We start from the raw sequence: 23,422 nt of genomic DNA on the forward strand, positions 1-23,422 counted from the left end.
ATCGATGGCCCAACTCTATGTGAACCCGACGTTGCTGGGCCTCGGCCCCAGTCAGACGAGTTTTGTGGCCGCCGTGCAGGATGCGAACAATCATGTGGCGGTTGGCATGACCAAGTTTGTGCAGTCGCCCGGAGGACTCTTGCTCCCCGAACTCACCGATGACGCTGGCTACGTGCTGAGTAAGCAAGTCGGACGCAATACCGCCGTGCAAGCGGGGGCCCTCGCGTTTGCCGCGAGTGCCGCATCGGGCAGTACGCAAACGGCTTCCATCAGTCTTCCAAGCATTCTGCAAAAAGATGCACTCTATTTGGTGAGCATTATGAATCCGACGGGCACCCCGCAAGGTCTGACCGCGACGGTCGGCACGAGTGGTAGTGTCGGAAGTTATCTCGCGGCATCGACGACGTATTACTATGCGGTCTCCGCCGTGGGACCGTGGGGCGAAACACTGATTTCCGCCACCCAAGAAGCGACCGAAGGATCGACAGCCTATCCCATTAGCCTCAGTTGGACGAGCCAAGGCGGGGCGACCTCCTACAACGTATACAAAGGGACCACGAGTAGCGTGGATTTGCTCGCGTCGGACATCACGAGTACCAGTTATACGGATAGCGGCAATACGGCCACCTCCAGCACAGCCCCTCCGACCAGCAGTACCCAAGGTCCAGGCACCAGTGTTACGATAACGTTCCAAGATGCCCAAACCTTTGGGACGAGCACGAGCTATTTTGCCGACGTCACGAGTGTGGATGTCGCCGAAGGCACCACCCAAGCCTATCTCGTGCAAGGCTGGCTGATGGGCGACGGGGCGAGTCACATCCAAGTCAGTTTGGATAATGGCGCGAGCGACCAAGCAGGCACCGTGTGGTTCGAGGTGACGCAGGTATGATCCTGACAGGAATACGCCCTGCGGCCATTCAGTCACCTCCTCACGATATCTATAGCATCAAAACCGGAGCGCACGGTATCGCCACTTTCGGGCATACCCTCAATGGATGGGATAACAGTGGGATTGCGGTCACATCTGAGGGGTTTGCGCTACCAGGAAACAGTAGTTACGCATGGCGCGATGATGGACGCATCCTGCGCAGGATACAATGGCAGATGCAATCTAGTGTACTCGGGGACGTTTTCTTCGGATGCAATAACACCGGGGCGGGCATGATGTTTCGTCTGGATACACGCGGGGAGTCCTTTTGGTCCGGGTTTGCACACACAGACAGTTGGAGCGCATGGAATGCACCCGGGACGGGGTTCGTCGCCTTATCCAATACCTGGTATACCATCACCCTCGATCTCACCACAGCCATTGCGAGAGTGGTAGTTATTGGCGAGTCGGGGGGGGGTTACTTTGGCGTCGTCCTACACGCCCCAAGGCACAGCGTTGGGCTTGCAAGGCGATCAGGGTGGCGGCGTGAGCTACGTCCGCCATTTAACCGTGTTCGTCTAGTCCCGGCGGCGGTGATCGCATGATCATCTCGATGCCGCGCAGTCTCCCGACAAATACCTACAGTGGGCAAGTCCTGGTGGATCGTCCCATAGCATACTATCCGTGCCAAGATACCGCAGGGGCCGTTTTAATCGATGTTACGGGCCATGGCTATGACCTTCAAACCTATGGCGGCGTCACAGTCAACCAGTCGGGACCGCATGGATTCCGAAGCGTTGCGTTTGATGGCAGTACGGGTTACGCCCAAGCCGTCCGGACACCCCAACCCGCATGGATAGCACACGGCAGTATGACGCTCGAACTGTGGGGACTGATCACGAATGATTTATCGCATTACGGATTTCTCGCAGGGATTCGACAAAGCAACTCGGGAGAATTCTATATGCTGCAACTCGAAAATACCAACACCTTAGAAACGCGGTTTACGAATTCGAGTGGAACGCACCAAGACTTTGATGGGCAATCCGACATTCCGACATGGGCATCCCATCGATGGCACCACGGCGCACTTGTGTACGATGCCCCAGCTCAAACCTTGACATTTTTTTCCGACGGCCACATCGTGGCGCAATGCAGTGCGACCGGAGGGATTACCGTGACGCCGATGCCGTTCTGGGTGGGGGCACAAGGGGGAGCGGGTGATAATCCTTTTGAAGGGAACTTGGCGCATATCGCCCTCTATGATTACGCCCTCTCGCCCCGACAGGTTTTGCGCCACGTTAACACCGCACGACTTCATACGATCCGTTAGGAGGCTCCCATGCCCAATCTTTTAGTGCCCGACAGCCTGCGGCTCACGGGCCGCGTCCGCATTGTCACGCGCTCCCCGGATGGACGCATGCTGCGGGATAGCGGGTGGATCGCGAATCAGATTTGCAACGGCGGCGCGGCGGCGGTGGTCGCGTGGCTGACCTCCACCCCCAACCGGGGGGCCTCGTCCCAAGCCGTGCCCTATCCCGCGTATATGGAATTGGGCGATGGCACCGGCACCCCGGCGGCGACGGATACCGACCTCTTCAGCCCCAACGTCGCCACCCAAATCCACGTCACGCAGGCGGGGCCCGCCCCCGGGAATCCCCTCGTGGCCCAGTGGGTCGGCGTGTGGGGACCGAGCTACGGGCCGTATAACGCGAGTGAGGCGGGATTACTGAGCGCTGATGGGACCTTGTGGAGTCATATTCTTGCCACGATTGACCTCACCACCACGGCGTCCACGGTGGTCACGTGGCAGTGGGTCCTAAGCGTTTGATCGGAGGCGATCCATGAGCGATCTCTATCTCGTCAGCCCGAATAATCCGGCGAAGGCGCAAGACTTGAACCAAGTCGTCGCGGCCCTGACTGGAGCCAATGACACCCCCTTTATCGCGTATCAGCCCATTGCCAATCCGGGCGCCCCGACCGCGACCGTCAGCAGCGCCACCGGCGTGCTCGATGGGGCCTATGCCTACCTTGTCGTGTTTCGCACGGGCTACGTGGATGGTTTCGACACCATCCACTACAGCGGCAACCAGACGGCGGCCGGGACGGCCTCCACGACCGTCAATCCGGCGGACAACGCCGTGGACCTGACCAACATCCCCCTCGGCCCCACGGGTGTCGTGGCGCGGGATCTGTATCGCACCCAAGCGGGCGGCTCGACGTTTTACTACCTTGACACCATTGAGGACAACGTGACCACGGACTACACCGACAACACGCCGGATAGCGGTCTCGGCACCACGACCGCCCCCACCGTGAACACCACGGGCAGTCCGCCCCAATTGCCCGTGTACCCCGCCGTGCCCGGCTATACCGCGCCCGTGGGGAGTCTGGTGGCCGTGCAAGCGGGCAGTGGCGATCCCGCCGTGATCTATCGGTCCACGGGGTCCGGGTGGATCCAGATCCCAGACCTCGCCACGGCCAACACGTTTACAGCCCAGCAGACCATGCTGGATGTGGCGGTCTCGGGCCTCCCCGGAGCCACGACGCCTTCCCGCTATGTCGGCGGGACCAGCGGCGGAGCGCCCACGAGCGGCACCTTCCAAGCCGGGGATTTCGTCGTCGATGCGGCGAGTCAAACGCTCTGGCTCTGCACCACGGCGGGGTCGCCGGGGACGTGGGTGAAAGCCTCCCCGTCCGCTGCGACGGCGACCGCAGCAGGCATTGTCGAAACCGCCCAAACCGTCAGCGGCACCCCCGCCGTGCCGGTCATCGTGGCACGTCCCGCCGAAACGGAACTCACGACGACCAGCGCGACGACGATCTTCAGCGTGACCCCCGCGGCCACGGGCGGCTTCTTCTGCTATCTCTATGCCCGCGTCGGGACGGCGGCGACGACCGTGACCGCCACCCTGACGTATACCAGCAATAGCGGGGCGCAGACCTACTACGTCTGGAATGCGCAAGACCTCCCCGTGGGCGATAACGCCGCCGTGCCGTTTTTCTTTCAGGCGGTGAGTGGGGATGCGATTACGTTAACGGTTACCGCGGGCACCGCGAATCAAGTGTACATTGACGCGCGGCTGCTGGCGGTATAGGGGGGTAGGACGATGGCTAACCTAATTTTACCTGGTAACGCACAACCTGCTCAGGTCTTGAGCGGCACCACGTTCTCCGCCAACACGAACTACGACACGGCGGGCACCATGCCCAACAACGGGAGCCCCACCCTCCAACCCGGCCAAGCGATCACGCCGGGATACTACAGCGGCGGCCAAGCCGCCCTCCCCGGCAGCGGGAGCCAGTCCTGGACCACGCCCGGCACCTACACCTGGACGGTGCCGAGTGGGGTGACACGGGCACTGGCCGTCCTCATCGGGGGAGGGGGTGGCGGAGCAGGTGGCGGGGAAAACGCTAACGGCGGTGGAGGCGGCGGCGGCGGCTCCACTATTGTCTGGCTCGGCTTGACACCAGGCGAAACCGTGAGTATCACTGTCGGAGCTGGCGGCTTGGGAGGACAGTCTCTGCAGTCGGGAAACTCTGGGGGCAACAGCACGATCACCGTGGGCGGAACGACCTATACGGCCTATGGCGGCAGCGGTGCTGTGGTCAATAATGGTCTAGGCGCTAGCGGCGGCCCGGCTGCAAGCGCACCCACGAGTTACGGCGTGTCTGCTGTTCTAGTGTCGTACGCCGGCGGTAACGGGAGTGTGCCTCTCAGTAATGCAGGCGGAGGAGGGGGTGCAGGAGCCGGGGCAACCGGCCCTGGGGAGTCGGCAAGCACAACCTCCACAGGAGGAACCGGATCAGCCAGTTTTGGATATTGGCCTGGCGGTGGCAATGGAGGTGCGGGTGGCACGAGTGGATCGAGTGGGAGTAACGGAAAAAGCCATGGCGGTGGGGGAGGCGGATCAGACAACAACGCCAGCGGCTATTACGGCGGAAACGGTGCCCCTGGGGCGGTGTATATCTTTTGGTAGACAAAAAGCCGGTCCGAACGTCTCTCAGTCCAACTGCGATAGTCGGTATCTGGCATCACGAACAGTCGGATTCGCCTGCAGGACCTGCGTGAATAGCGTTTTGGCGGTCGTCTTGTCACCAACCTCTTGCGCAAGCACCCCGAGCATGTATAACGCTTTCCAAGTCCCGATTTCGGGATCAAAGTTTGCGGGTCCGCGGTACCGCTGTCCCGTCTCATACGCTCGTAAAAAGACCTCTCGGAGCGCATGGGGATCATACGGAGGTGATTCGTAGGTCAGCAGCCCATAACGAAACCATCCGTCGGGATGATCCGGGGCAAGGTGCATCAGTCGCGCTATGGCTTCCCGAGCATCGTCCCTATGATTCAGGGCCAAGTGAATCTCAGATAAGGCGAGGCAAATCATCGGAAAAAGAGGCGAGTCCGGTTGCTTCTTCTCCAAGGCGTAGGCCTGTTCAAGATACGGGATAGCCTCGTTATATTTGGCGTTGCCCCCCAGTTCACGACCTAAGTGAAACAAAATCGACGGATTGGATGGATCGACAGTGACGGCCTTTCTCAAAATACGAAGATTGCGGTCGCGTTTGGCTTGAACATTGGTGACCTCAGGGTTATAGCCATCATGAAACAAGCGGATCTGGACGACGCGCCACTTTAATTCCGTTTGGTTGACGTGAGATTTGGGAACGACCTGTTCATGGACCGGCAGCTGCCATTCAAAATCGGCAGTCTTAAACATCCGGGCGACCAGCGCCGGGCTGATGGTGTCGCCGAGGTGATTCATTTGCAGCACTTTCACCAAGCTGGGCTTGTGATTCAAAAGACCGGCCACCGTACGGACGGACTCCGTATCTTCTGGATAGAGGATTTCGTCGGAGTCCACATGGATCACCCACTCCGCTGTGACGAGAAATTGGGAATAATTGCGAGCCGCTGCAAAGTCGTCAACCCACGAGAAATGGTGAACCCGCAAACCCATGGACTCCACCATGGAAACGGTGTCGTCTCGCGAACCCGTATCGACTACCACAATCTCGTCGACCGCCTGCTGCAATGGCGCGAGGCACTGACGAATCGTGCGACTACTGTCACGCGTCAACACAACGGCCGCAATCGTCGCAGATGGAACAGCCAAGACATCAAGAACGTGCTGATCGGCGGCCCCTATGGGGACTGAGCGACAGTCGTGTAACGCCTGATCTATCCATGAGGCAAAGGGATCGAGTAAGTTAGCCCGTTGAAAACACAATTCCGCCATATGCCCACGCCGGAGTCCAATCAGGGACTGTCCCAAAAAGACCCATGCCTGAGCGTCCAGGCGGTCCTGATGTAGGCGTTCGAGGGAGGCGCGCCTCGCTTCCTCCCAGCGCCGATGCCGGAGTAAGTCAGCGATTTGTTCGTTTGTGCTCATGCCCGTATTGTAGCATGGGAATGTTCCTAGGAGGTCCCAGCCAATGTACTATTTCCTGTACCAAGCCACATCCGGCCAAATTCTAGCTGCGAACACAACGGGGTTTACGCCAGGTACCGGCGAGGCAGTCTTGGGACCGCTCAGTCCTGCCGACCCCAATGCAGTCATCGCGTACCAGTACCCGCAATGGTTCCTCATCCAGGGAGATCCGCCTGCGCTGGTCATGCAGCCGTATTGGATCCTGGAGGCCACCAGCGGAACGAACAACCAATACACGCTGACCGCGACGCTGAATAACCCGCCCAGCACGCCGCCGACTAGCGCGACGCTGACGGTCCTCGGGAGCACGTATACCGCGATGGTGAGCAACAACACCGCGACGTGGACCATTGACGTGCATCCGAGCTGCGTCCACTTTCCTGTGGCCGCGACCGTCGCCGCGACCGGCACCGTGAGCGGATCAGCCACCTTCGGCGGCACGCAAACGCCGTCCGTGGCGCTCCAATGCGTGCCGCTGACGGGTGGGACGGTGCCGACCGTGACGCCGACAGGACCGGGCAGTAGTGAATTCCTTCAGTCGTTCTATGCCAGCGGGATCAGCGCGGCCCACCAGCCCGGTGATATTGCCACGGCGGACGCGATTGCGTTCGACACGCTCTTCGGGACCGCAGGGATTCTCGCCGTGCTCATCAAGGCGGGCACGTGGACGCCCACCAGCGCCCAGCAAGCCGCGATCACCTGGATTCAAAACAACATCAACACCAACCTGCCCGTGACGCTGGCGGGATCGCTCGACAGCAGTGGCAATCCCATCCAGCCTGTGGCCCAATATGCGCAAGACCTCGCCACAGCGGCGCAAGCATTTCAATCGTTCGCCACCGACATGGCGTCCATACCCGGCCTCGCCTAGTGCAAGACCATAGGAGACCGTTATGCCTTACCAACTCACGGATATCCGTGGTCCGGGGGATGTTCTGCTCATGCTCTCCCCGAAACATGAACCCCTCTGGGACCGCATTCTCGACGACGGCATCGCGATCAGCACCGTCAACCCGTTTACGCATAGTGCCGTGGTGGTGGAACAGCACGGCCAACTCGTCATCGTCGAAGCCCTGTTTCGGGTGACGGTCAGTCCGCTTGACAAGTACAGCACGAATGGCTGGCTGTATCACGTGGATCTGACGCCCGCCCAGCACCAGGCGCTCAGCCAGGCGGCGCTCAGCAAAGTCGGCCAGCTCTACGGGGCGAGCATGGTCTGGCAGGACTTCCTGCGGGATGACTTGCATCTCGATATCCATCCCCGGTTGGATCCGCGCCATCTCGATTGTTCGGGGTTCGTGGCCTGGTGCTTTGCGACCGCGGGGGTGCGTCTGACGTATGCTCCCGCGCCGAGCCCTGCGGACTTGAGTTACAGCCCGCTCCTCCTCGGCCCGCGCCCGTGGGACCGATCCACATCCTAAGCTGCCGCCCCTGGGCGGGTAGGAGGTTTCACTATGCCCGAACCGCAGACTGATCATGACCGACTCGTCCAACTGGAAACCCGCGTCGCCGACTACCGCGACACCCTGACGCGCGTTGATGACCGCACCGCCGCCCATGCCGAACGGCTCGGCACCCTCGATGCCCAAGTCGCGGCGTTGCAAGCGAGCCACACGCGCCTCGAACACGTCATTCAACAGCGCATGGATGGCCTCGAACAGAAGGTGGATGGTCAGCAGGCCCGCACGGAAACGCGCCTCGCCACCTTGGACGACAAACTGGATACGCGACTCGAATCGCTTCAAGGCCATGTGGACGAGGGATTTGCCACCATGCGGCGGGATGTAGCCGACGCCATGGACAAGAAGGAAGCCGCGTTGCCCCGCTGGGCGCAGGTCGGTCTCTATATCCTCTCCGTGGGCGTGGGGATTCTCGTCGGCATTATTACCGCGCTGGGACGGAGCCATCCATGAGGGCTCGCCTCCAACGCTTGAACCGCGGCTTTGTGCAATGGATGGCGACCACATCCGGCCGCAGTCTGACCTTCTGGCTCTTTGTCGGATGGTATTTGAGTTGGATCGCATGGAACACGGTCGCGCCGGGGCCGTGGCGCTTTGATCCCTATCCGTATGCGTTTTTATTGTTTCTCAGCAATACGATCCAACTCTGGTATTTACCCATCATTACCATGCAGAGCGACACCTTTAATGCGCTCTTGCGGCAGTTGTTGGAACAGCTCACGCAAAACGAACAGGTCCAGACCTCGGTTTTGCATGAGGTGCAAGTCCAAAACGAGGCGCTGACGGACGGACTCACCGTCATTCGCGAGGTGGTACGTGAGCACTTTGCCGTCAGCCAACGGGCGACGGCCACCCTCGAACGGGTGGAAGCGATCCTGGCCCGGATCGAGGCGAAGACCACCGAAATCGACGCCGAAGTCGATGCCTTGACGGAACGGGAGGGCATGGGGCATGGCGACTGAGATTCCTGCGCACATGCTCTCCTTGACGGTGCATGTGCCCGAGTGGGTGCCGACCCACGCCCGACGTACCGAATCCGCGACGTTTGCCCACAATCGCCAACGCTTGCTCGACGACGGCTACGGATACTGCTGGGGCTGTTGGCTCGGCGGCATCAAGAACACGACCGATTTGCAACTCCATCATGGCGTCGTGGAATGGGCGACCAACAACGAAGCGAATCCCGCCGCCGCGCTGCGCGTGGCGCAATGGCTCGACTTTTACGGCTATGCGAAAGCGATGGGCGACACGCCCTGGACCGACGCGGATGATATACGGGGCCTCGTGTTCCTGTGCGCCGATTGCCACACAGGGCAACCGGGCATTCAGCATAAGCGCAACGAACGCTGGCTCTCCGGGGGGATTCACTATGCGCCCTTTCCCATTTGGCTCGCCGACCGCATTGCCGCCGGACGCGAAGAAACCGCCGCCCCGGTGTGACCTCTGCACCACCCCTATGCGCTGGCAAGCCGGGGGCTGGTTCTGCCCGCAATGCGGCTGGCATCCCTGTTGAGGCGATCCCACCTGAGCCTTCCGGGGGAGGGCCGCAGTCTCACCGCCGCAAGGCGGCTTTTTGTTGTCCGAAAGGAGTTATCCCATCATGCCGCACTACACCTTGCCTTTGCGTGCCCATCAACCCAATCCCTTTGAACGGCGCTTTGCCGATGTCCACTCCGTGCGCTCCCGTGACGCATTGCCTGCATCCGTGAACCTGGCCGCCGACCTCGGGCCGGTCCGGAATCAAAACGTGCCCGGCCTCGGCGAGTGCTCAGCGGAATCCGGCGCGGGGATCATGGACTGGCTCATGCGGCATGACCGTCATGAAGCCTTCTTCGGCTCCTCGCTCGGCTTGTATGAGATCGAACGGGCCCTCGTGGATCAGCTCACACAAGACGCCGGGGCGCGCTTGCGCCAAACCCAGTACGCCATGCAGACGGTAGGCGTCTGGGCCAACGCGCTCGATCCCGATGTACGGCAAGACTTCGTGGTGCAACCGACCCCGGCGATGCTCGCGAGCGCCGCGCAACACCGTATCCGCGAGGGCCTGTGGTGCCCGACGCTGGATGAAATTCTGAACGCGCTGGCGCACCCGCAAACCCCCACGGTCGTGCAGGTCGGCATCGTCGTGTATCCGAGCTTTGAAGCGCCGGAGACCATGCGCACCGCGCTCGTGCCGTTGCCCGAGCCGGGGATGCACCCCCTCGGCGGCCACGCTGTCATCGCCTTTGGTTACTCGATGCACGATGAACACCTCTACATTCGCAACTCCTGGGGGCCGTGTTATGAGGCGACCATCGGAGACAGTAGCCACGCGAACTTCGCGCTACCGTTTGCCTACTTCGATACCCCGCGCACGTTTCTTTCCGCCCGGGCCTACTACCTTTAGGAGGTCGCTATGGTATCCGTCACGATTCCTGCCGGAACGAAAGCGGTTGATCTGAGTTCGACGGGCCACCCCCTGAGCTGGTACGAAGCGCTGCTCCTGAGTGGGGTGGAGGCCGTCTTTCTGGACAGCCTCTCGCCCGGGGTCGCAACCGACATCGCCAACGCCCTCGCGGCGGGGCTCACCGTCAACCTCTTCCAAGGCTACTACACCCCGGCCTGGGCCATCCCGAGTGAAGCCACCACGCGCGCCCAACAAATTGTGCGTCTGGCCCAACAGGGGGGCCTGCCCGCCAAGGCCACGCCGCCAGTCGTGCTGTGGCTGGATTTGGAGGCGTGCGGCAACGTTCCCGCGTCCGCCATCTTTCCCTGGGTCACCAACTGGGGCCAAGTCGTCCAAAGCGGGGGCTATGACGCAGGCGTCTATGTCGGCGCGGGACAACCACTGACCGGCCGGCAACTCTATGACATCCCCACCATCACGCACTACTGGCGCTCGGCATCGAAAGTTCCCGACGTGGCGACGCGGGGTTATCAAATCCTCCAAGGTGCGTGGAACCAATCATTTGAAGGCGTTCCGGTCGATTACGACACCATCCAAGCGGACCGCCTCGGGAGCTTGCCCGTCGGCGTCGCGCTGTCGGCGGGTCCCACAAATGCTGTCGTGGCGCAACTCCAGCAGCAGGTGACGCAGTTGGCCCAGCAACTCCAAAACGTCCAGAGTGCTCAGAGCCAAGTCCAACACGCCCTCACGACGCTACAACAGCAACTCGCCACCACCCAGCAAGACGTGGCGGCGCTGCAAGCCATGGTTACCGCTATCAAACACGTGTTTGCCAACTAAGGAGGTATCCTCTTGACCTGGGGAACGCTCGCCGCTGACGCGGCGAAAACCGTGCTGCCGTTTGCGGCAACGGCCCTGACCGGGCTGATTGCGAAAGGGTGGCAGTATCTCATTCACCTCGAACGCGATCTCAAGGTAACCAATGACGCGCAAGCCAATGCGCTGATTCAACAGGGCCTTGACTGGGCCACGACGGAGGCCAAGACGGTGGTTGAAGACGCCGTGAACATGGTCAACCAGACGCTCGTCAATGACGCTAAAGCGAAAGGCACCTGGGACGCAAACATGGCCGTCCAAGCCTTCCAGTCCGCGTTGACGGCGGCGGAAACCAACTTGTCGGCGCAGGCGAAGGCGGTTCTCGCGCAACAGTACCCCAACCTGGCGCAGTACCTGGGGCTGCTGATCGACGCGTTTGTGCCGTTGGCGCCGACCAAGACCACAGCCAAGGCAACCGCCGCCGCAACGTCGCCTGCGGCGTCCTAACGAACACGCCCCTCATCTGCGGATGGGGGGCTTTTGGTGTCTCCGCAAAGTTTTCTCGCGAGGGGACTATTTTGTTGCCGGATAGATGGTAATTAGGTTGCATTGATTGAACAAACTTTGTGGTTTTCTATGGTAAGAGGTGGACAACGACCACGTCATTCGCCATGCGGTGGAAAAATTTTTCCACGCGCCGCCGCAACAAACTGGAGTGCCCACGCCCGAGGTGCCGCCCGTGCCGCTGGATCTCTAGGATCCCGTGCGGAGGCCATCCCGCTTAGGATTGCTTCCGCGCAGCTTGCCGCATGCGATCCGGGGTCCAGTGCGCCAAACTCCGTTGGCTGACTTCCAACCGATGCTGCCCCGGGGTCTGCGGTCGTGCCGCCACATCGCCGCGCTGGATCGCCTTATGCAAGCCGGGAACGGTGACGCCTTTGACGATCGCGGCCTCCGACACCGGGAGCCACGTGTCGGTGAACGGATCCTGCAAATCCTCCGTGCCATCGGTCCCGAGCGCGCCCTGCGCAATGCCTAGGCGATACGCCAGGTCCATGAGCGCCTGAAAGACCGGATGCGCCCAGACGGGCGGCGTAATCAGGCCGCCGGTGGGAGCCAGCAACGGGTTCTCCGCGCTGGTTACGCGGCGCGAGACGGTGGCATAATCGGCCTTCGCGCGCCACGCGGCGACGATGGTCTCCCAAAAGGCTTGCAACGCCGCATCCATGGGTTCGTCCCACGTCAGCATCGCGCCGGATAGGGTATGATAATACATGCGGACACCTCCTGAAACGGAGTATAAACCATGTGGTTTATTATGTCAACCCAGCGGGGAGGTAGCCCCGCTGGTCGCTAGCCGGAGAAGATTTCCGGGATCCCGGCCACTTCTCCGTAAATGGCGATTTGACGGTAGCGTTCGCGAATCGCATCCACGAAGGCCAACCAGTCCGGCACCTGCCGCCAACTGTTGAGGGCGATAGTGTAACGGGTCGAGCGGTCGGTATAGGTGACATCCCCCTCGGCCCACTGGCCTTCGACGGTGCCTTCCTGCGTAATGCCCCCGAACCGCGTCAGCGCTTCGCGGAGCAACCAACGCGCATCGGCGGCCGTGAAAGGCTGGCCCTCATTGTCGGCCACGGGCACCAGAATGGTGGTCTTAATCATGCACTCACCTCCTTTCCAAGACAAGTATAAACCAAACTCGGATAGTTGTCCATTATATGGTTTATATTGTGAGGACAGAAATTCGATATAATAGGAAGGAAATCGTCTCGCATCCCCTCTCGTTGTATGCACCCATTCGATCTCTCCGGACGAGGTCATTGTTTCGCATACCAACGAAAGCGAGTATCTGAACTTCGTGGAAAACAAGAAGAACGAGGCACTTCGGGATCGGATGATTTTGGTGCGGGTGCCCTACAACCTAAGAGTGAGCGATGAGATGCAAATTTATCAGAAGCTCATCGGTGAGTCCGGTTTGAAAGATGTGCATTTGGCGCCCCACACCCTCAGAGTGGCCAGTATGTTTGCTGTCCTGTCGCGCTTGAAGGAGTCCAAGAAACAGGGCATGTCGTTGATTAAGAAGATGCGGCTGCTCGACGGCGAGGCTGTGGAGGGCTATACGTCAAAGGACATCCGGGAGTTGCGCGAGGAATTCCCGATGGAGGGGATGGATGGGATCTCGCCGCGCTATGTGATTAACCGGCTCTCGTCAGCTCTGGTTCGGCCTGGTGTGTCTTGCATCAACCCTCTTGACGCGTTGAAGACCTTGAAGGACGGGTTGGAACAGCACACGGGCCTTTCCGACGACGAGCGCGAGCGGCTGCTCAACCTGATTTACGAGACCCGCAAGGAATTTGACGAGATGGCCAAAATTGAGGTGCAAAAAGCCTTTGTCTACTCCTTTGAGGAATCAGCTCAGGCCCTCTTGAACAACTATCTCGACAACGCCGAGGCCTACGTCAACAAGACTAAATTGACCGACCCCATCACGGATGAGGAGATGGAACCTGACGAGAAGCTCATGCGCTCTATTGAGGAGCAAATTGGCATCACCGAAAACGCCAAGCGCGCCTTCCGTGAAGAGATTCTTATTCGCATCTCCACCTTAGCCCGCCATGGACGCAAGTTCGACTATCAGTCGCACAGTGGGCTCAAACAGGCGATTGAGACTAAACTCTTCAATGATCTGAAAAATGTGGTCAAAGTGACCACCTCCACCCGCACGCCCGACCAAGAGCAGCTGCGCAAGCTCAACGACGTCGCCGCTCGCCTCATCGACCATGATGGGTACTGTCCGGAATGCAGCCAAGCGATATTGCAGTATGTCGGAACGTTGTTAAGCCGCTAAGGCGGCGAGAGAGCCTCGGGGAACGATCGTCCCCGGGGCTCTTGTCTTACATCATCGGGGACGGCCCAGTGTCTTTCGGTGCCAGATCGGATATCATAGAAGAATCATGGTTAAAGGGTCGGTGAGCATGCGGTATTTGGCACAGTTTTCGGAGGCTCCGCGAACGGCAAAAGAGGCGTTCTGGGACGATGCGCTCAACACCGAACGTTGGCTGCAGTTAGAGGGCAAGCGAGTTGCCAAGCGCAGTCTCTTGCTGAAGGCGCGTTCGATGCGGGCGCTTCGCCCATGGCTCCCGTTTCAATCCCAACCGCTGGCCATCGACGCTTGGCTTGATCCGATGGAAATTTCTGTGACTTGGAGTTATTTGGTGCGCTTTCTCGCCGAATTGGGTCCGGAGCGAGTCTGGATCCCGGCTGGAGAGGATGCCTGGGTCGGCTGGATGGGTCATCAACTGGTGGTTCGCGCCTCGCGCGAGTCGTGGTTGTGGGCGCTCGTGGAGGATGTTTGGGATCCGGCCAGTTGGAGCAGCGAAGAGGACCTGGAATGGTGGGCCGAAGGCCGGATTCAGCATGCGCGGCGACTGTCGTGGGGCGTGTCTGAGGAGCGATCCTGGCTAACGGGGTGGGAAGAGTGGACCCTTACCGTACCCGAGAACAAAACTAGTAAGGAACTTACCGCGCTCTGGACGGCGCTGGCGGAACGCCTGGGCGCCCGTCCGGTACGGGTTAAGTGGCGGCAAGAGCGCGTCCCGGAGACGGAACGGCTCTTGGGTCTGCCCGCCCGCTTCGCCTCGACTGAGCTTGCCATTCAGGGCACCGACGCGCACTGGCTGGATAGATTGAGAGAAACACCCGAACCGCTGCATATTCGCGCGAGCGCTCTCTGGTCGGTGCCCAATTGGTCACCGGGCTGGGCGACTGCGGTAACTTTGCGCCGGGTGCAGCGCGGAAGCCGGTTGGAGGCGACCTACATGCCGGTGACGCCTCTCAGCACTGCGAATTGGCGCACACTGCAACGCGAACGGCGTCAGATTCCCATTTTGCAGATCCGACCATTGGCGCTCCCATGGGCTTCTAGCGATCCCTGGCAGTCGCTCCGCGAGGAGGCACGCAGTCATCATCATCGCGAGCGATTGACCCACTTTTTGACGGAGTATCCCTGGCCGTTGGCTGACACGGCATCACCGCGACGCCTGCGCTTGGGGCCACAATGGTCGATTTGGCGTTGGGGATCGCAGAGCGGTATTTGGGTGTTCCGCTCCCGCGCCGGGTTGGAAATCCAGGTGGAATGGCCGACCCAGGCCCATCCAGGCCATATTGGGGTATCAGCCTTAGGATCGCCGCCCATTGCGATGAGCGAGTGGATTGGGAAAAGTCGATTCAACCGTTTGGCCCAGGACAATCGATATTGGGCTCAATGGCTAGTGGCGGTTTTGATGCCCGCATTGGTGCGATATCAAGAGGAGGCGGGACTTGAGCCGCACTAGCTGCTGTGCTCGGCGCGTAGCCCGTCCAATAAGGTCCGCATCAAGGAAATTTCCTTGGCGAGACGGCCACGCGTAGAAGGCACTTCGAGAAGCTCCTGTTGGGTGGAGGCGCTCAGCGGAACGTGGGCTGCTATCCAATACGACAGCAGGGGAGCCGTTCTCGGGAGGTTGGCCGGGGGACCGCTGAGGTTAAGCATGGCCCACAGTTCGGACGCTAGCGCCCAAGCTTCTTCCCGAAGCAACGGCGGAATGGACTCCTCCACATCATTGGCGTAGCGAAACTGCCCAATGAGACTATTTCCCTGATGTCGATACGACAGCACCTGGGCCCGTTGGATGCCCGCGACAGTGATTTGCCAGCCTTCGGGCGACTCTTCCATCTCCAGCACGCGGCCGGTGGTGGCAACGGTCGAGGGTTCACGGTCGGGGCGCATCAAGGCGAAAACCAAACTATGGTCTTGCGCTGCTGCCAGTCGTGCGGACGCGCCGGCGGCACGGGGGCGTACCGGCATTTGCGTGATGATGCCGGGAAACACAACCTGTGGAACCGGTAACAGCGGCATGGAGAACGTATCGCGTGTTGGCATCCCGATTGACCCCCTTAAGATATTGTATCATGGAACAGGAAATATAGGCCTGGCTTATTCTAGCCCTGGTGGGCGAGAGGGGAATGTCGGAATGTACGGATTGTCTGACGAACAGCAATTATTCCGGGAGACAGTACGGCGGCTGGCTCAGGAGCGGGTCTTGCCGCGGGCGGCAGATATTGATCGGACGGGCGAGTTTCCATGGGATATCGCCGAGTTGTTTTCCGAATACGGGCTGATTGGGGTGGGCATGCCCGAAGATTTGGGCGGCGGGGGCGCCGATCTGTTGACGTTTTGTCTGGCGGTCGAAGAAGTGGCCCGCGTGTGCGCCACCTCAAGCCTCATTATTGCCGCTCAGCATTTAGGGGCAATGCCCATCTTGGTGGCGGGAAGTCCGGAGCAAAAGCAGCGGTTCATCCCCGACATTGCGAGCGGCAAAAAGCTGTCAGCGTTCGCCCTGACGGAGCCGGAAGCCGGATCTGATGCGGGGGGAACCAAGACCCGGGCCATAAAAGACGGGAGCAAGTACCGCATTTCCGGCACCAAAGTGTTCATCACAAATGGGGGGCTGGCCAAGTCGGTGGTAGTGTTTGCGTCCACGGATCCGAGCCAAGGGGTGCGAGGCATTTCAGCCTTTGTGGTGGATGGCGAGTCCAGCGGCCTGTCCGTGGGGCGCATTGAGGAGAAGATGGGGATTCGCGGCTCCCAGACGGCGCAGCTCAATTTTGATGACGTGGTGGTTCCTCAAGAGAATCTCTTGGGAGGCGAGGGTGAAGGATTCAAAATTGCCATGCGCACCCTCGACCGCACCCGTCCCGGCATTGCCGCTCAGGCCTTAGGAATTGCGCAAGGGGCACTGGATGTGACCATCGAGCATTTGAAACAACGCCGCCAGTTTGGTCGTCCCCTCATTGAGCAGGAAGCCATTCAGTTTATGTTGGCTGATATGGAGACGCAAATCGAGGCCAGTCGCCACCTGCTCTACAAAGCGGCAACGGTTGTCGAAACGGCGGGCTTTGAGGCGGTTTCCTCGCCGGAGGTGACGCGTTATTCGGCCATGGCGAAGCTGATGTGCTCCGATACCGCCATGCGGGTGACCACGGATGCGGTGCAGCTCTTTGGGGGATACGGCTACGTTCGGGATTATCCGGTCGAGCGCATGATGCGCGACGCGAAAATTACACAAATTTATGAGGGGACCAACCAGATCCAGCGGTTGGTGATTTTTCGCAATTTGTTGCAAAAGGAGAACATCTAAGCATGGAGCGCTACGCCATCCGAGAGTTGGCCCACCATATTGGAGAAACCGTGGAATTGAACGGCTGGTTGACCCATCTTCGGTCCTCGGGCAAGATTCACTTCCTCATTTTGCGTGACGGAACCGGTGAGGTGCAGTTGGTCCTCAAAGAGGGGGGCAATGGATTTCAACTCCGTGGAATTGAGCGGCTGGCTGACCTCGAGCAGGAGAGTGCATTGCGCGTGGAGGGACGGGTGCGCGAGGATCGGCGCGCGCCCTCGGGGGTAGAAATTGACGGCGTCGTGGTGGAACGGACGGCGCCGAGTCCCGAATATCCTATCCAACCTAAAGAACACGGGGTCGACTTTTTGATGGAGCACCGCCATTTATGGGTGCGCAGCTCGCGCCAAGCCGCCATCTTGCGGATTCGGGCGCGCATCATCCACGCCTTGCGCAACTTTTTGGACGAGCATGGCTTCATCGTGGCCGATCCGCCCATTATTACTCCGGCAGCAGCCGAAGGAACCACCACCTTGTTTGGCATTGACTACTTTGGCGACCCCGCCTATCTGTCGCAATCCGGCCAACTGTACATGGAGGCGCTGGCCATGGCCCTAGGCCGCGTTTACTCCTTTGGCCCCACGTTTCGAGCGGAAAAGTCCAAAACTCGGCGCCATCTGACCGAATTCTGGATGCTGGAGCCGGAGATGGCGTTTTGCGAATTTGAGGAAAGTCTCGAGTGGCAGGAACAGTTGTTGTCGGCCGTGGTGCAAGATGTTCTGGTTCATTCGGCAGGGGACTTGCGACTGCTGGAACGGGACATTGCCAGCTTAGCACGGGTTCGCGCTCCCTTCCCGCGCATCACCTATGACCAGGCCCTGGAGCGGCTAAGAGAGGTCGGACTCGGTCTCGAGTGGGGTGAAGACTTGGGGGCCCCGCATGAGACAGCCCTGGCCGCAATGTTTGACAAGCCGGTTTTTTTAACACACTTTCCGGCCAAGATTAAGGCCTTTTATATGCAGCCGGACCGTCAGCGGCCGGAGGTGGTGCTGGCCGCCGATTTACTGGCGCCGGAGGGCTACGGAGAGATCATTGGCGGGAGCCAGCGTATTCACGATCTCGACTTACTGCTCCAACGTCTCAAGGAAAACGACATGGATCCGGCGGCTTATAGCTGGTATCTTGATTTACGACGATACGGATCAGTTCCCCATAGTGGTTTTGGGATGGGACTAGAGCGGGTCGTGGCCTGGATTTGCGGGCTCGAGCATGTACGAGAGACCATTCCGTTTGCGCGTACATTGAATCGGGTGTGGCCTTAATGGCTGACCAAGCCAGAGGATGAAGGAGGGAGCGGCGTGGAGTCTGGGGCGTCCATGACCATCGGGGAATATCTGGCCCGATCGCGTCAGGCCCGTGATTTAACTGTGAAGGAGATTAGCCAGGATCTGCACATCCGCGAGGAGTATCTTGAAGCCCTGGAGCAGGATAACTGGGACAAGCTGCCGGGCGAGGTATACGGCCAAGGCTTTCTCCGGAGCTATGCCAAGTACTTGGACCTGGACGCGGAGCAACTGGTGCAATACCGAAAGCGTCTACATGAGAAGTTGGCACAAGCTTCGGGGACGGAGGAGCCGCCCCGCCGCCAAGACCCGCTTCCGAGTCGGCGGCGAACCCGGGTGGCGTCCCCTCCTAGCTCGCCGCAGCGGGTTGGGCGTTCGCGGCCCGAGGTCTCATCGGGACCGATGGAGTCTGGCCGGACGGTGGCGGGCGTGGCGCTGGTCTTAGTGTTGTTGTTCGTGGCGGGCTTTTTTCTGATGAATCGGCACGGGGGACATCCCGTTGCCGTAACCGGACATGCCGCCACGGGATCCAAGACCCCGGCCCGCGGCAAGGGCAAGACCCGGGGCAAGACCAAGACTCCGGCAAAGAGCAATGCCGGGGGCACTAAGAAACAGCACCCGCATGCCAAGACGTCCTCCACAGCGCCTCAGCCGGTCGTTCAGATGACAGCCCATAATGTCGCACAGGGGACGGCGAGCTACCAGGTGTCGGCCTCTCCGGTGACGGTGTCTTTGAGCTTTCAGGGCAAGACGTGGGTTGAAGTATGGCAGAACGGGGCCACGCAAAACCCGTACGGCACCATTTACTATGCTGGCCAAACCCTTAGCGTCACCGGGAGTTCCAGCGTCGCCGTGAAGCTCGGTACGCGCGCTGTCCTGGTCAAGGTGGACAACCAGAGCGTTCCATTGCCGGACGCGCCGACCTATCCGGTAACGCTCACCTTTAGCCATTCTTCATGAGTCGTCGACAACCGGGTCATACTAGTGAGGTCACACGAAGGAGGGACCTTCACTGGTGCGGATGACCCGGTTTCTTTTAGTATTTGGCGCCGTGGGTGGGGCAGCGGTCTATGGCACGCCGGTTCTGGCGAAAACCTCCACTCCTGATCCGTCCACGCCGCCGTCTGTCAGTGCCCGAGCGGCTATTTTGGTGGATGCCCGCACGGGCGCCATTCTCTACGAAAAAAACGCCTTTATGCAGTTAGACCCAGCCTCCACCACGAAGATGATGACTGCGTTGTTGGTGATTGAACATGGTGGGCTTAACCGGGTGGTCACAGTGTCTAAGCGAGCCGACTATACCCCGGGCTCCTCGCTGCACATTCAGAAAGATGAGCAATATACGCGGCTCGACTTGTTGAAAGGGCTCCTGCTCCGTTCAGGCAATGACGCGTCCGTGGCGCTGGCCGAAAGCGAAGCGGGAAGTGTCGAGAAGTTTGTCGCCGAGATGAATGTGAAGGCCCAGCAAATCGGCGCCTTTAACACCGCCTACGAAAATCCCAATGGGTTGACCAAACCCGGTCACTATAGCTCGGCCTACGACTTGGCCCTCATCGCCCGGACGGCGCTTCGCTACCCGCTTTTTCGGGAGATTGTCAAAAGTTCCGAGGCGCAGGTCACAGAGTTGAAGCGCCACCGCTCCCGGACGATTCACAGCACCAACCAGTTGCTGTATGGGTTCCCAGGGGGCGATGGAGTCAAGACCGGGACCACGGACGCAGCGGGCAAATGTCTGGTGGGCTCGGCCACCCGCGATGGTCGCCAACTAATTGCCGTAGTGCTGAATAGTGGCAACCGCTATGGCGATGCCTCGCGGCTTTTAAACTATGGATTTCGGGAATGGTCGTTGGTTGAGGCGGTGCCTGCCAACAAGCGGCTCGCGGAAGCGGAGGTCCGGAGAGGACAGATTCAGACGGTCGGTCTGGAGACTCGGCGTCCGGTGTGGGTGGATGTCCCGGTGGGGGGAACCTACCAAGTGTATCTGGCCGCGCCCCGGGTGTTGTCCGCGCCCGTGGATCGAAAAAAGGCGGCCGGATTTGCCAGCGTGGAGGTGGCGGGGCAGCCGCCAGCCCGCCAGGCGCTCTACCCGCGCCGTACCATCAAGGCTGCGTCCGCTCCGCGTCGGCTGTGGCGACACCTCTTTGGCCGTCGTCACCCGCGATAGTTGGGGGTGCCGTACGTCAAGAGCTTCTTCATGGTCACCAAGGTATACCCTTTTTGGCGCAAGTCCTGAATGATGGTGGGCAAAGCCAAATCCGTCTGTTTGCAGGTATCCGAGGCATGAAGCAGCACGATGTCTCCCGGATGGATTCGTGTCACTACGCGCCGGATGATGGTGCTGACGCCGGGATTCATCCAGTCTAAGGAGTCCGTGCCCCAGGTGACGGTGGTGTAGCCCACCGCTTTGGCGGCGGCGATGGTGCGCGGGCTAAAGTCACCATTAGGCGGGCGGACGAAGGTGGGGCGATGGCCCGTGATTTGCTCGATGGCCTGGTTGGCTTTCATAATGTTTTCTTGAACACCGCTGTTGCTGAGCCCGGTATAGTTCACGTGCGCCCACCCGTGGGACTCGACTTCGTAGCCTTTGTCAGCCATTTCCTTGACGAGCGCGGCATTTTGCTTCGCCCAGGGACCAGAGACAAAGAATGTCGCCGGGACGTGGTCCTTCTCCAGGATGGCAAATACCTTTTGCGGCATTTTTGTCCCCCAGGAGATATCGAAGGTGAGCGCTGCGACTTTCTGATTAGTGACCACATCGCGGAGCGAATACCGATCTTGCGGGGCCACCGATGCCGTGACAGGCATGTTGGGTCCCGGGTTGGAGATGACAACGATCGCCATCACGGTCAGCGCGACCATCACGGCCGTGGTAACCAGGCGTCTCAGCCAAAGATGGGGAACGGTTACGAATCGCACCCTAAGCCCTCCTCGCCATTTGCTGTAGTCTACGTCTAGGTTGTCTCCCCAAGAACTCTTGTCTTCCCGCCATTTATTGGGAAAAGTTCCGGGCCTTGGCCTTTCCTTTCGGCGACGGGTAGGCTATCATAGCGGGCGAGGTGATATACAGGTGGCCGCGAAGGTGGGTATGGTCAGCCTGGGCTGCCCGAAGAATCGGGTGGACTCTGAGGTGATGTTGGGTTTGCTGGAGGACGCGGGATATCAATTGACGCCCGAGGCCGACCAGGCGGAGGTTTTGATTGTCAACACCTGTGGCTTCATTGATGCCGCTAAGCAGGAATCCATCGATACCATTTTGGAAATGAACCAGTATCGCGAGACTGGCCAATTGAAGGCTCTGGTCATGGCCGGCTGTTTGTCGCAGCGATATCAGCAGCACTTATGGGATCAATTGCCCGAAGTGGACGCGATGGTGGGGACGGGAGAATTTCACCGCATCGTCGAAGCCGTCGAAGGGGCCTTGCATGGGAGCCGGCCAGGATTTTGGGGCGAGATGCCGGTTAGCGGTATGGAGCGCCCGCGACGCTTGACCACCCCGTCGTATACGGCCTATCTCAAAATTGCCGAGGGGTGCGATCATTCGTGTGCTTTTTGCGCCATCCCGCAAATGCGTGGCGGCTATCGAAGCCGGCCCTTGGCGGATATTGTTGCTGAAGCGCGCCGGTTGGTTAGCCAAGGGGTACGGGAACTGGTGCTAATCGCCCAAGATTCGACCATTTGGGGTCATGACTTGTATGGCCATCCCCAGTTGCCGCGGCTGCTCTACGCGCTTCAGGAAATTCCGGATTTGCTGTTTGTTCGGCTCATGTACAGCTATCCCACCCAGATTACCCCCGAATTGGTAACGGCCATGCGGGATTTACCGGTGGTGGCGCCTTATTTGGATATGCCGCTTCAGCATGCCCATCCGGATTTGCTCAAGACCATGGGTCGGCCCTTTCGTCGGGAAAAAACCGAACGGGTGCTGAATATGGTGCGCGACGCCATTCCTGATGTGACCCTTCGTACCACCTTTATCGTCGGATTTCCCGGTGAAACCGACGAGCACTTTGCCGCTCTCTTGGACTTTATTGAATCCATGCGCTTTGATCATGTGGGCGTGTTCACGTATTCCCCAGAAGAAGGCACCCGGGCGGAACCGATGGGCGATCCGGTCCCCGATGAGGTGAAGCAAAAGCGCCGTCGGGAGGCCATGCTGTTGCAGCGGCGGCTGGTCAGCTCTGTGCGCGGCCGCCACATAGGCCGGGTGATGCCCATCATTATCGAGGAGACGGGGACGACGGTCAGCGTGGGACGGGGACCGACTGACGCGCCCGGAATTGACGGAGTAACGTACGTACGCGGTCAGTTTCCCGTAGGAACTGTGGTGCCGGCGCGCATTAGTGGAGTAAAGGAGTATGATCTCGTGGCGGAACCGGTGTGATTAAGCTCGCCGACTGGTTTACGTTGTCACGCGTGATCTTTACGCCCCTGGTAGCAGTGATGTGGGCACTGCCGGCCCTGGTGTGGCATTGGTGGGGGCTGGGACTTTTTGTGGTTGCCGGCCTTACGGATTTTGCCGACGGCCGCATTGCCCGCGCCCGGAATGAGACAGGAAAATTTGGAAGCTACGTTGACCCGCTAGCCGACAAGATTTTGGTGTTGGGTACGGCGGCCGTTCTGATTTCGGACCACCGCTTGAGCGTGTGGTGGTTTTTTATCGTATTGATGCGAGAACTCGCTGTCACCACTTTGCGCTCGGTATTAAAACCGGGGGCTTCCATGCCTGCCAGCCGGCTGGCCAAATGGAAGACCATAACGCAGCTTTTCGCCATTGGAGCGTCCAGCGTTTTGACGGGCCCTATCCCCGAGGTGCTGGTGGTGCTCTCCGGCATTTTGACCGTGGTGACAGGATACGAATATATTCGAGGTTATTGGCCCAGCATTGAAATTTAACGTTCCGATTATTGCCAAAGAAGACAACCATTGACGCGGCGGAAGCCGCGTTCTTTATGTTATACT

The 23,422-nt window shown here is 59.8% G+C and carries 25 protein-coding genes and 1 pseudogene; 21 read left to right on the top strand and 5 right to left on the bottom strand.

Features of this window, described 5'->3' with window-relative positions; genetic code table 11:
* The first annotated feature begins 4 nt into the window (after positions 1–4).
* The 5 genes from HIJ39_RS00220 to HIJ39_RS00240 all read left to right on the top strand — a co-directional run bounded on the left by HIJ39_RS00220 (position 5) and on the right by HIJ39_RS00240 (position 4,848).
* Positions 5–889, top strand: a complete 885-nt coding sequence (locus tag HIJ39_RS00220; RefSeq protein WP_169095486.1) for a hypothetical protein — start codon at positions 5–7, stop codon at positions 887–889.
* A 580-nt stretch (positions 890–1,469) separates the two neighbouring features.
* Positions 1,470–2,201 carry a LamG domain-containing protein gene (locus HIJ39_RS00225; RefSeq protein WP_169095488.1) on the top strand — a complete coding sequence of 244 codons (732 nt, stop codon included), beginning with the start codon at positions 1,470–1,472 and terminating at the stop codon, positions 2,199–2,201.
* A 9-nt stretch (positions 2,202–2,210) separates the two neighbouring features.
* Positions 2,211–2,699 carry a hypothetical protein gene (locus HIJ39_RS00230; RefSeq protein WP_169095396.1) on the top strand — a complete coding sequence of 163 codons (489 nt, stop codon included), beginning with the start codon at positions 2,211–2,213 and terminating at the stop codon, positions 2,697–2,699.
* 13 nt (positions 2,700–2,712) lie between these two features.
* The gene (locus HIJ39_RS00235) at positions 2,713–3,966 is read left to right on the top strand and encodes a hypothetical protein (protein WP_169095489.1); all 1,254 of its coding nucleotides are present in this window, start codon (positions 2,713–2,715) and stop codon (positions 3,964–3,966) included.
* A gap of 12 nt (positions 3,967–3,978) precedes the next feature.
* A complete protein-coding gene (locus tag HIJ39_RS00240; RefSeq protein WP_169095491.1) occupies positions 3,979–4,848 on the top strand; it encodes a glycine-rich domain-containing protein in 870 nt (289 codons plus the stop codon).
* 24 nt (positions 4,849–4,872) lie between these two features.
* On the opposite strand, the gene HIJ39_RS00245 is transcribed toward HIJ39_RS00240, so the two are convergent.
* Complete coding sequence (locus tag HIJ39_RS00245) at positions 4,873–6,258, bottom strand: tetratricopeptide repeat protein (protein ID WP_169095493.1); 1,386 nt, start codon at positions 6,256–6,258, stop codon at positions 4,873–4,875.
* 43 nt (positions 6,259–6,301) lie between these two features.
* Between HIJ39_RS00245 and HIJ39_RS00250 the strand changes: the two genes are divergently transcribed.
* The 8 genes from HIJ39_RS00250 to HIJ39_RS00285 all read left to right on the top strand — a co-directional run bounded on the left by HIJ39_RS00250 (position 6,302) and on the right by HIJ39_RS00285 (position 11,466).
* Positions 6,302–7,168: a hypothetical protein gene (locus HIJ39_RS00250; protein ID WP_169095495.1), complete on the top strand. Its 867-nt coding sequence runs from the start codon at positions 6,302–6,304 to the stop codon at positions 7,166–7,168.
* Between the two features lie 22 nt (positions 7,169–7,190).
* Positions 7,191–7,718 carry a C40 family peptidase gene (locus HIJ39_RS00255; RefSeq protein ID WP_169095497.1) on the top strand — a complete coding sequence of 176 codons (528 nt, stop codon included), beginning with the start codon at positions 7,191–7,193 and terminating at the stop codon, positions 7,716–7,718.
* Between the two features lie 33 nt (positions 7,719–7,751).
* Positions 7,752–8,210: a hypothetical protein gene (locus tag HIJ39_RS00260; RefSeq protein WP_169095499.1), complete on the top strand. Its 459-nt coding sequence runs from the start codon at positions 7,752–7,754 to the stop codon at positions 8,208–8,210.
* Positions 8,207–8,719 carry a DUF1003 domain-containing protein gene (locus tag HIJ39_RS00265; protein ID WP_169095501.1) on the top strand — a complete coding sequence of 171 codons (513 nt, stop codon included), beginning with the start codon at positions 8,207–8,209 and terminating at the stop codon, positions 8,717–8,719. Before HIJ39_RS00260 ends, HIJ39_RS00265 begins: the two co-directional genes overlap by 4 nt.
* On the top strand, positions 8,709–9,197 hold the full coding sequence (locus HIJ39_RS00270) for a hypothetical protein (RefSeq protein ID WP_169095503.1): 489 nt from the start codon (positions 8,709–8,711) through the stop codon (positions 9,195–9,197). The genes HIJ39_RS00265 and HIJ39_RS00270 overlap by 11 nt, the downstream gene beginning before the upstream one ends.
* A gap of 160 nt (positions 9,198–9,357) precedes the next feature.
* Positions 9,358–10,143: a C1 family peptidase gene (locus tag HIJ39_RS00275; RefSeq protein WP_169095505.1), complete on the top strand. Its 786-nt coding sequence runs from the start codon at positions 9,358–9,360 to the stop codon at positions 10,141–10,143.
* A gap of 9 nt (positions 10,144–10,152) precedes the next feature.
* Positions 10,153–10,983 (top strand): glycoside hydrolase domain-containing protein, encoded by an 831-nt coding sequence (locus HIJ39_RS00280; RefSeq protein WP_169095507.1) that lies wholly within the window; start codon positions 10,153–10,155, stop codon positions 10,981–10,983.
* A gap of 12 nt (positions 10,984–10,995) precedes the next feature.
* Positions 10,996–11,466, top strand: a complete 471-nt coding sequence (locus HIJ39_RS00285) for a hypothetical protein (protein ID WP_169095509.1) — start codon at positions 10,996–10,998, stop codon at positions 11,464–11,466.
* A 274-nt stretch (positions 11,467–11,740) separates the two neighbouring features.
* Here HIJ39_RS00285 and HIJ39_RS00290 read toward each other — a convergent pair whose 3' ends face one another.
* Together HIJ39_RS00290 and HIJ39_RS00295 are read right to left on the bottom strand one after the other, a co-directional pair.
* A complete protein-coding gene (locus tag HIJ39_RS00290) occupies positions 11,741–12,235 on the bottom strand; it encodes a hypothetical protein (RefSeq protein WP_169095510.1) in 495 nt (164 codons plus the stop codon).
* Between the two features lie 77 nt (positions 12,236–12,312).
* The gene (locus tag HIJ39_RS00295; RefSeq protein WP_169095512.1) at positions 12,313–12,624 is read right to left on the bottom strand and encodes a hypothetical protein; all 312 of its coding nucleotides are present in this window, start codon (positions 12,622–12,624) and stop codon (positions 12,313–12,315) included.
* Between the two features lie 139 nt (positions 12,625–12,763).
* Here HIJ39_RS00295 and HIJ39_RS00300 point away from each other — a divergent pair.
* Together HIJ39_RS00300 and HIJ39_RS00305 are read left to right on the top strand one after the other, a co-directional pair.
* Positions 12,764–13,810 (top strand): annotated as a pseudogene (locus HIJ39_RS00300) (protein prkA); the annotation flags it as partial.
* 127 nt (positions 13,811–13,937) lie between these two features.
* The gene (locus HIJ39_RS00305) at positions 13,938–15,296 is read left to right on the top strand and encodes a hypothetical protein (protein WP_169095514.1); all 1,359 of its coding nucleotides are present in this window, start codon (positions 13,938–13,940) and stop codon (positions 15,294–15,296) included.
* Here the strand turns inward: HIJ39_RS00305 and HIJ39_RS00310 are convergent.
* Positions 15,293–15,883: an LON peptidase substrate-binding domain-containing protein gene (locus HIJ39_RS00310; RefSeq protein WP_169095516.1), complete on the bottom strand. Its 591-nt coding sequence runs from the start codon at positions 15,881–15,883 to the stop codon at positions 15,293–15,295. The two genes, HIJ39_RS00305 and HIJ39_RS00310, sit on opposite strands and share 4 nt — an antisense overlap.
* Before the next feature lie 91 nt (positions 15,884–15,974).
* On the opposite strand from HIJ39_RS00310, the gene HIJ39_RS00315 reads away from it, so the two are divergent.
* The 4 genes from HIJ39_RS00315 (at position 15,975) to HIJ39_RS00330 (ending at position 20,627) form a co-directional block, all read left to right on the top strand.
* Positions 15,975–17,141 carry an acyl-CoA dehydrogenase family protein gene (locus HIJ39_RS00315; protein WP_169095518.1) on the top strand — a complete coding sequence of 389 codons (1,167 nt, stop codon included), beginning with the start codon at positions 15,975–15,977 and terminating at the stop codon, positions 17,139–17,141.
* A gap of 2 nt (positions 17,142–17,143) precedes the next feature.
* Positions 17,144–18,442, top strand: coding sequence for an asparagine--tRNA ligase (gene asnS, locus HIJ39_RS00320; protein WP_169095520.1), 1,299 nt, complete (start codon positions 17,144–17,146; stop codon positions 18,440–18,442).
* A 36-nt stretch (positions 18,443–18,478) separates the two neighbouring features.
* A complete protein-coding gene (locus HIJ39_RS00325) occupies positions 18,479–19,423 on the top strand; it encodes a helix-turn-helix domain-containing protein (RefSeq protein ID WP_338055025.1) in 945 nt (314 codons plus the stop codon).
* Between the two features lie 61 nt (positions 19,424–19,484).
* Positions 19,485–20,627 carry a D-alanyl-D-alanine carboxypeptidase family protein gene (locus HIJ39_RS00330; protein WP_169095642.1) on the top strand — a complete coding sequence of 381 codons (1,143 nt, stop codon included), beginning with the start codon at positions 19,485–19,487 and terminating at the stop codon, positions 20,625–20,627.
* Here the strand turns inward: HIJ39_RS00330 and HIJ39_RS00335 are convergent.
* Complete coding sequence (locus HIJ39_RS00335; RefSeq protein WP_169095522.1) at positions 20,615–21,379, bottom strand: polysaccharide deacetylase family protein; 765 nt, start codon at positions 21,377–21,379, stop codon at positions 20,615–20,617. The genes HIJ39_RS00330 and HIJ39_RS00335 overlap by 13 nt on opposite strands.
* 151 nt (positions 21,380–21,530) lie before the next feature.
* On the opposite strand from HIJ39_RS00335, the gene rimO reads away from it, so the two are divergent.
* Positions 21,531–22,844, top strand: a complete 1,314-nt coding sequence (rimO, locus tag HIJ39_RS00340; RefSeq protein ID WP_338055026.1) for a 30S ribosomal protein S12 methylthiotransferase RimO — start codon at positions 21,531–21,533, stop codon at positions 22,842–22,844.
* Positions 22,841–23,356, top strand: coding sequence for a CDP-alcohol phosphatidyltransferase family protein (locus tag HIJ39_RS00345; protein WP_169095524.1), 516 nt, complete (start codon positions 22,841–22,843; stop codon positions 23,354–23,356). Before rimO ends, HIJ39_RS00345 begins: the two co-directional genes overlap by 4 nt.
* Positions 23,357–23,422 lie beyond the last annotated feature (66 nt).

The organism is Sulfobacillus harzensis, assembly GCF_012933365.1.
GTDB lineage: Bacteria > Bacillota > Sulfobacillia > Sulfobacillales > Sulfobacillaceae > Sulfobacillus_B > Sulfobacillus_B harzensis.

Coding starts and splice junctions, on each gene's coding strand:
- HIJ39_RS00220 (WP_169095486.1), top strand. CDS start 5: ATGGCCCAACTCTATGTGAACCCGACGTTGCTGGGCCTCGGCCCCAGT.
- HIJ39_RS00240 (WP_169095491.1), top strand. CDS start 3,979: ATGGCTAACCTAATTTTACCTGGTAACGCACAACCTGCTCAGGTCTTG.
- HIJ39_RS00295 (WP_169095512.1), bottom strand. CDS start 12,624: ATGATTAAGACCACCATTCTGGTGCCCGTGGCCGACAATGAGGGCCAG.
- HIJ39_RS00265 (WP_169095501.1), top strand. CDS start 8,207: ATGAGGGCTCGCCTCCAACGCTTGAACCGCGGCTTTGTGCAATGGATG.
- HIJ39_RS00225 (WP_169095488.1), top strand. CDS start 1,470: ATGATCATCTCGATGCCGCGCAGTCTCCCGACAAATACCTACAGTGGG.
- HIJ39_RS00330 (WP_169095642.1), top strand. CDS start 19,485: ATGACCCGGTTTCTTTTAGTATTTGGCGCCGTGGGTGGGGCAGCGGTC.
- HIJ39_RS00245 (WP_169095493.1), bottom strand. CDS start 6,258: ATGAGCACAAACGAACAAATCGCTGACTTACTCCGGCATCGGCGCTGG.
- asnS (WP_169095520.1), top strand. CDS start 17,144: ATGGAGCGCTACGCCATCCGAGAGTTGGCCCACCATATTGGAGAAACC.
- HIJ39_RS00280 (WP_169095507.1), top strand. CDS start 10,153: ATGGTATCCGTCACGATTCCTGCCGGAACGAAAGCGGTTGATCTGAGT.
- HIJ39_RS00270 (WP_169095503.1), top strand. CDS start 8,709: ATGGCGACTGAGATTCCTGCGCACATGCTCTCCTTGACGGTGCATGTG.
- HIJ39_RS00260 (WP_169095499.1), top strand. CDS start 7,752: ATGCCCGAACCGCAGACTGATCATGACCGACTCGTCCAACTGGAAACC.
- HIJ39_RS00230 (WP_169095396.1), top strand. CDS start 2,211: ATGCCCAATCTTTTAGTGCCCGACAGCCTGCGGCTCACGGGCCGCGTC.
- HIJ39_RS00255 (WP_169095497.1), top strand. CDS start 7,191: ATGCCTTACCAACTCACGGATATCCGTGGTCCGGGGGATGTTCTGCTC.
- HIJ39_RS00310 (WP_169095516.1), bottom strand. CDS start 15,883: ATGCCAACACGCGATACGTTCTCCATGCCGCTGTTACCGGTTCCACAG.
- HIJ39_RS00275 (WP_169095505.1), top strand. CDS start 9,358: ATGCCGCACTACACCTTGCCTTTGCGTGCCCATCAACCCAATCCCTTT.
- HIJ39_RS00315 (WP_169095518.1), top strand. CDS start 15,975: ATGTACGGATTGTCTGACGAACAGCAATTATTCCGGGAGACAGTACGG.
- HIJ39_RS00235 (WP_169095489.1), top strand. CDS start 2,713: ATGAGCGATCTCTATCTCGTCAGCCCGAATAATCCGGCGAAGGCGCAA.
- HIJ39_RS00305 (WP_169095514.1), top strand. CDS start 13,938: ATGCGGTATTTGGCACAGTTTTCGGAGGCTCCGCGAACGGCAAAAGAG.
- HIJ39_RS00250 (WP_169095495.1), top strand. CDS start 6,302: ATGTACTATTTCCTGTACCAAGCCACATCCGGCCAAATTCTAGCTGCG.
- HIJ39_RS00290 (WP_169095510.1), bottom strand. CDS start 12,235: ATGTATTATCATACCCTATCCGGCGCGATGCTGACGTGGGACGAACCC.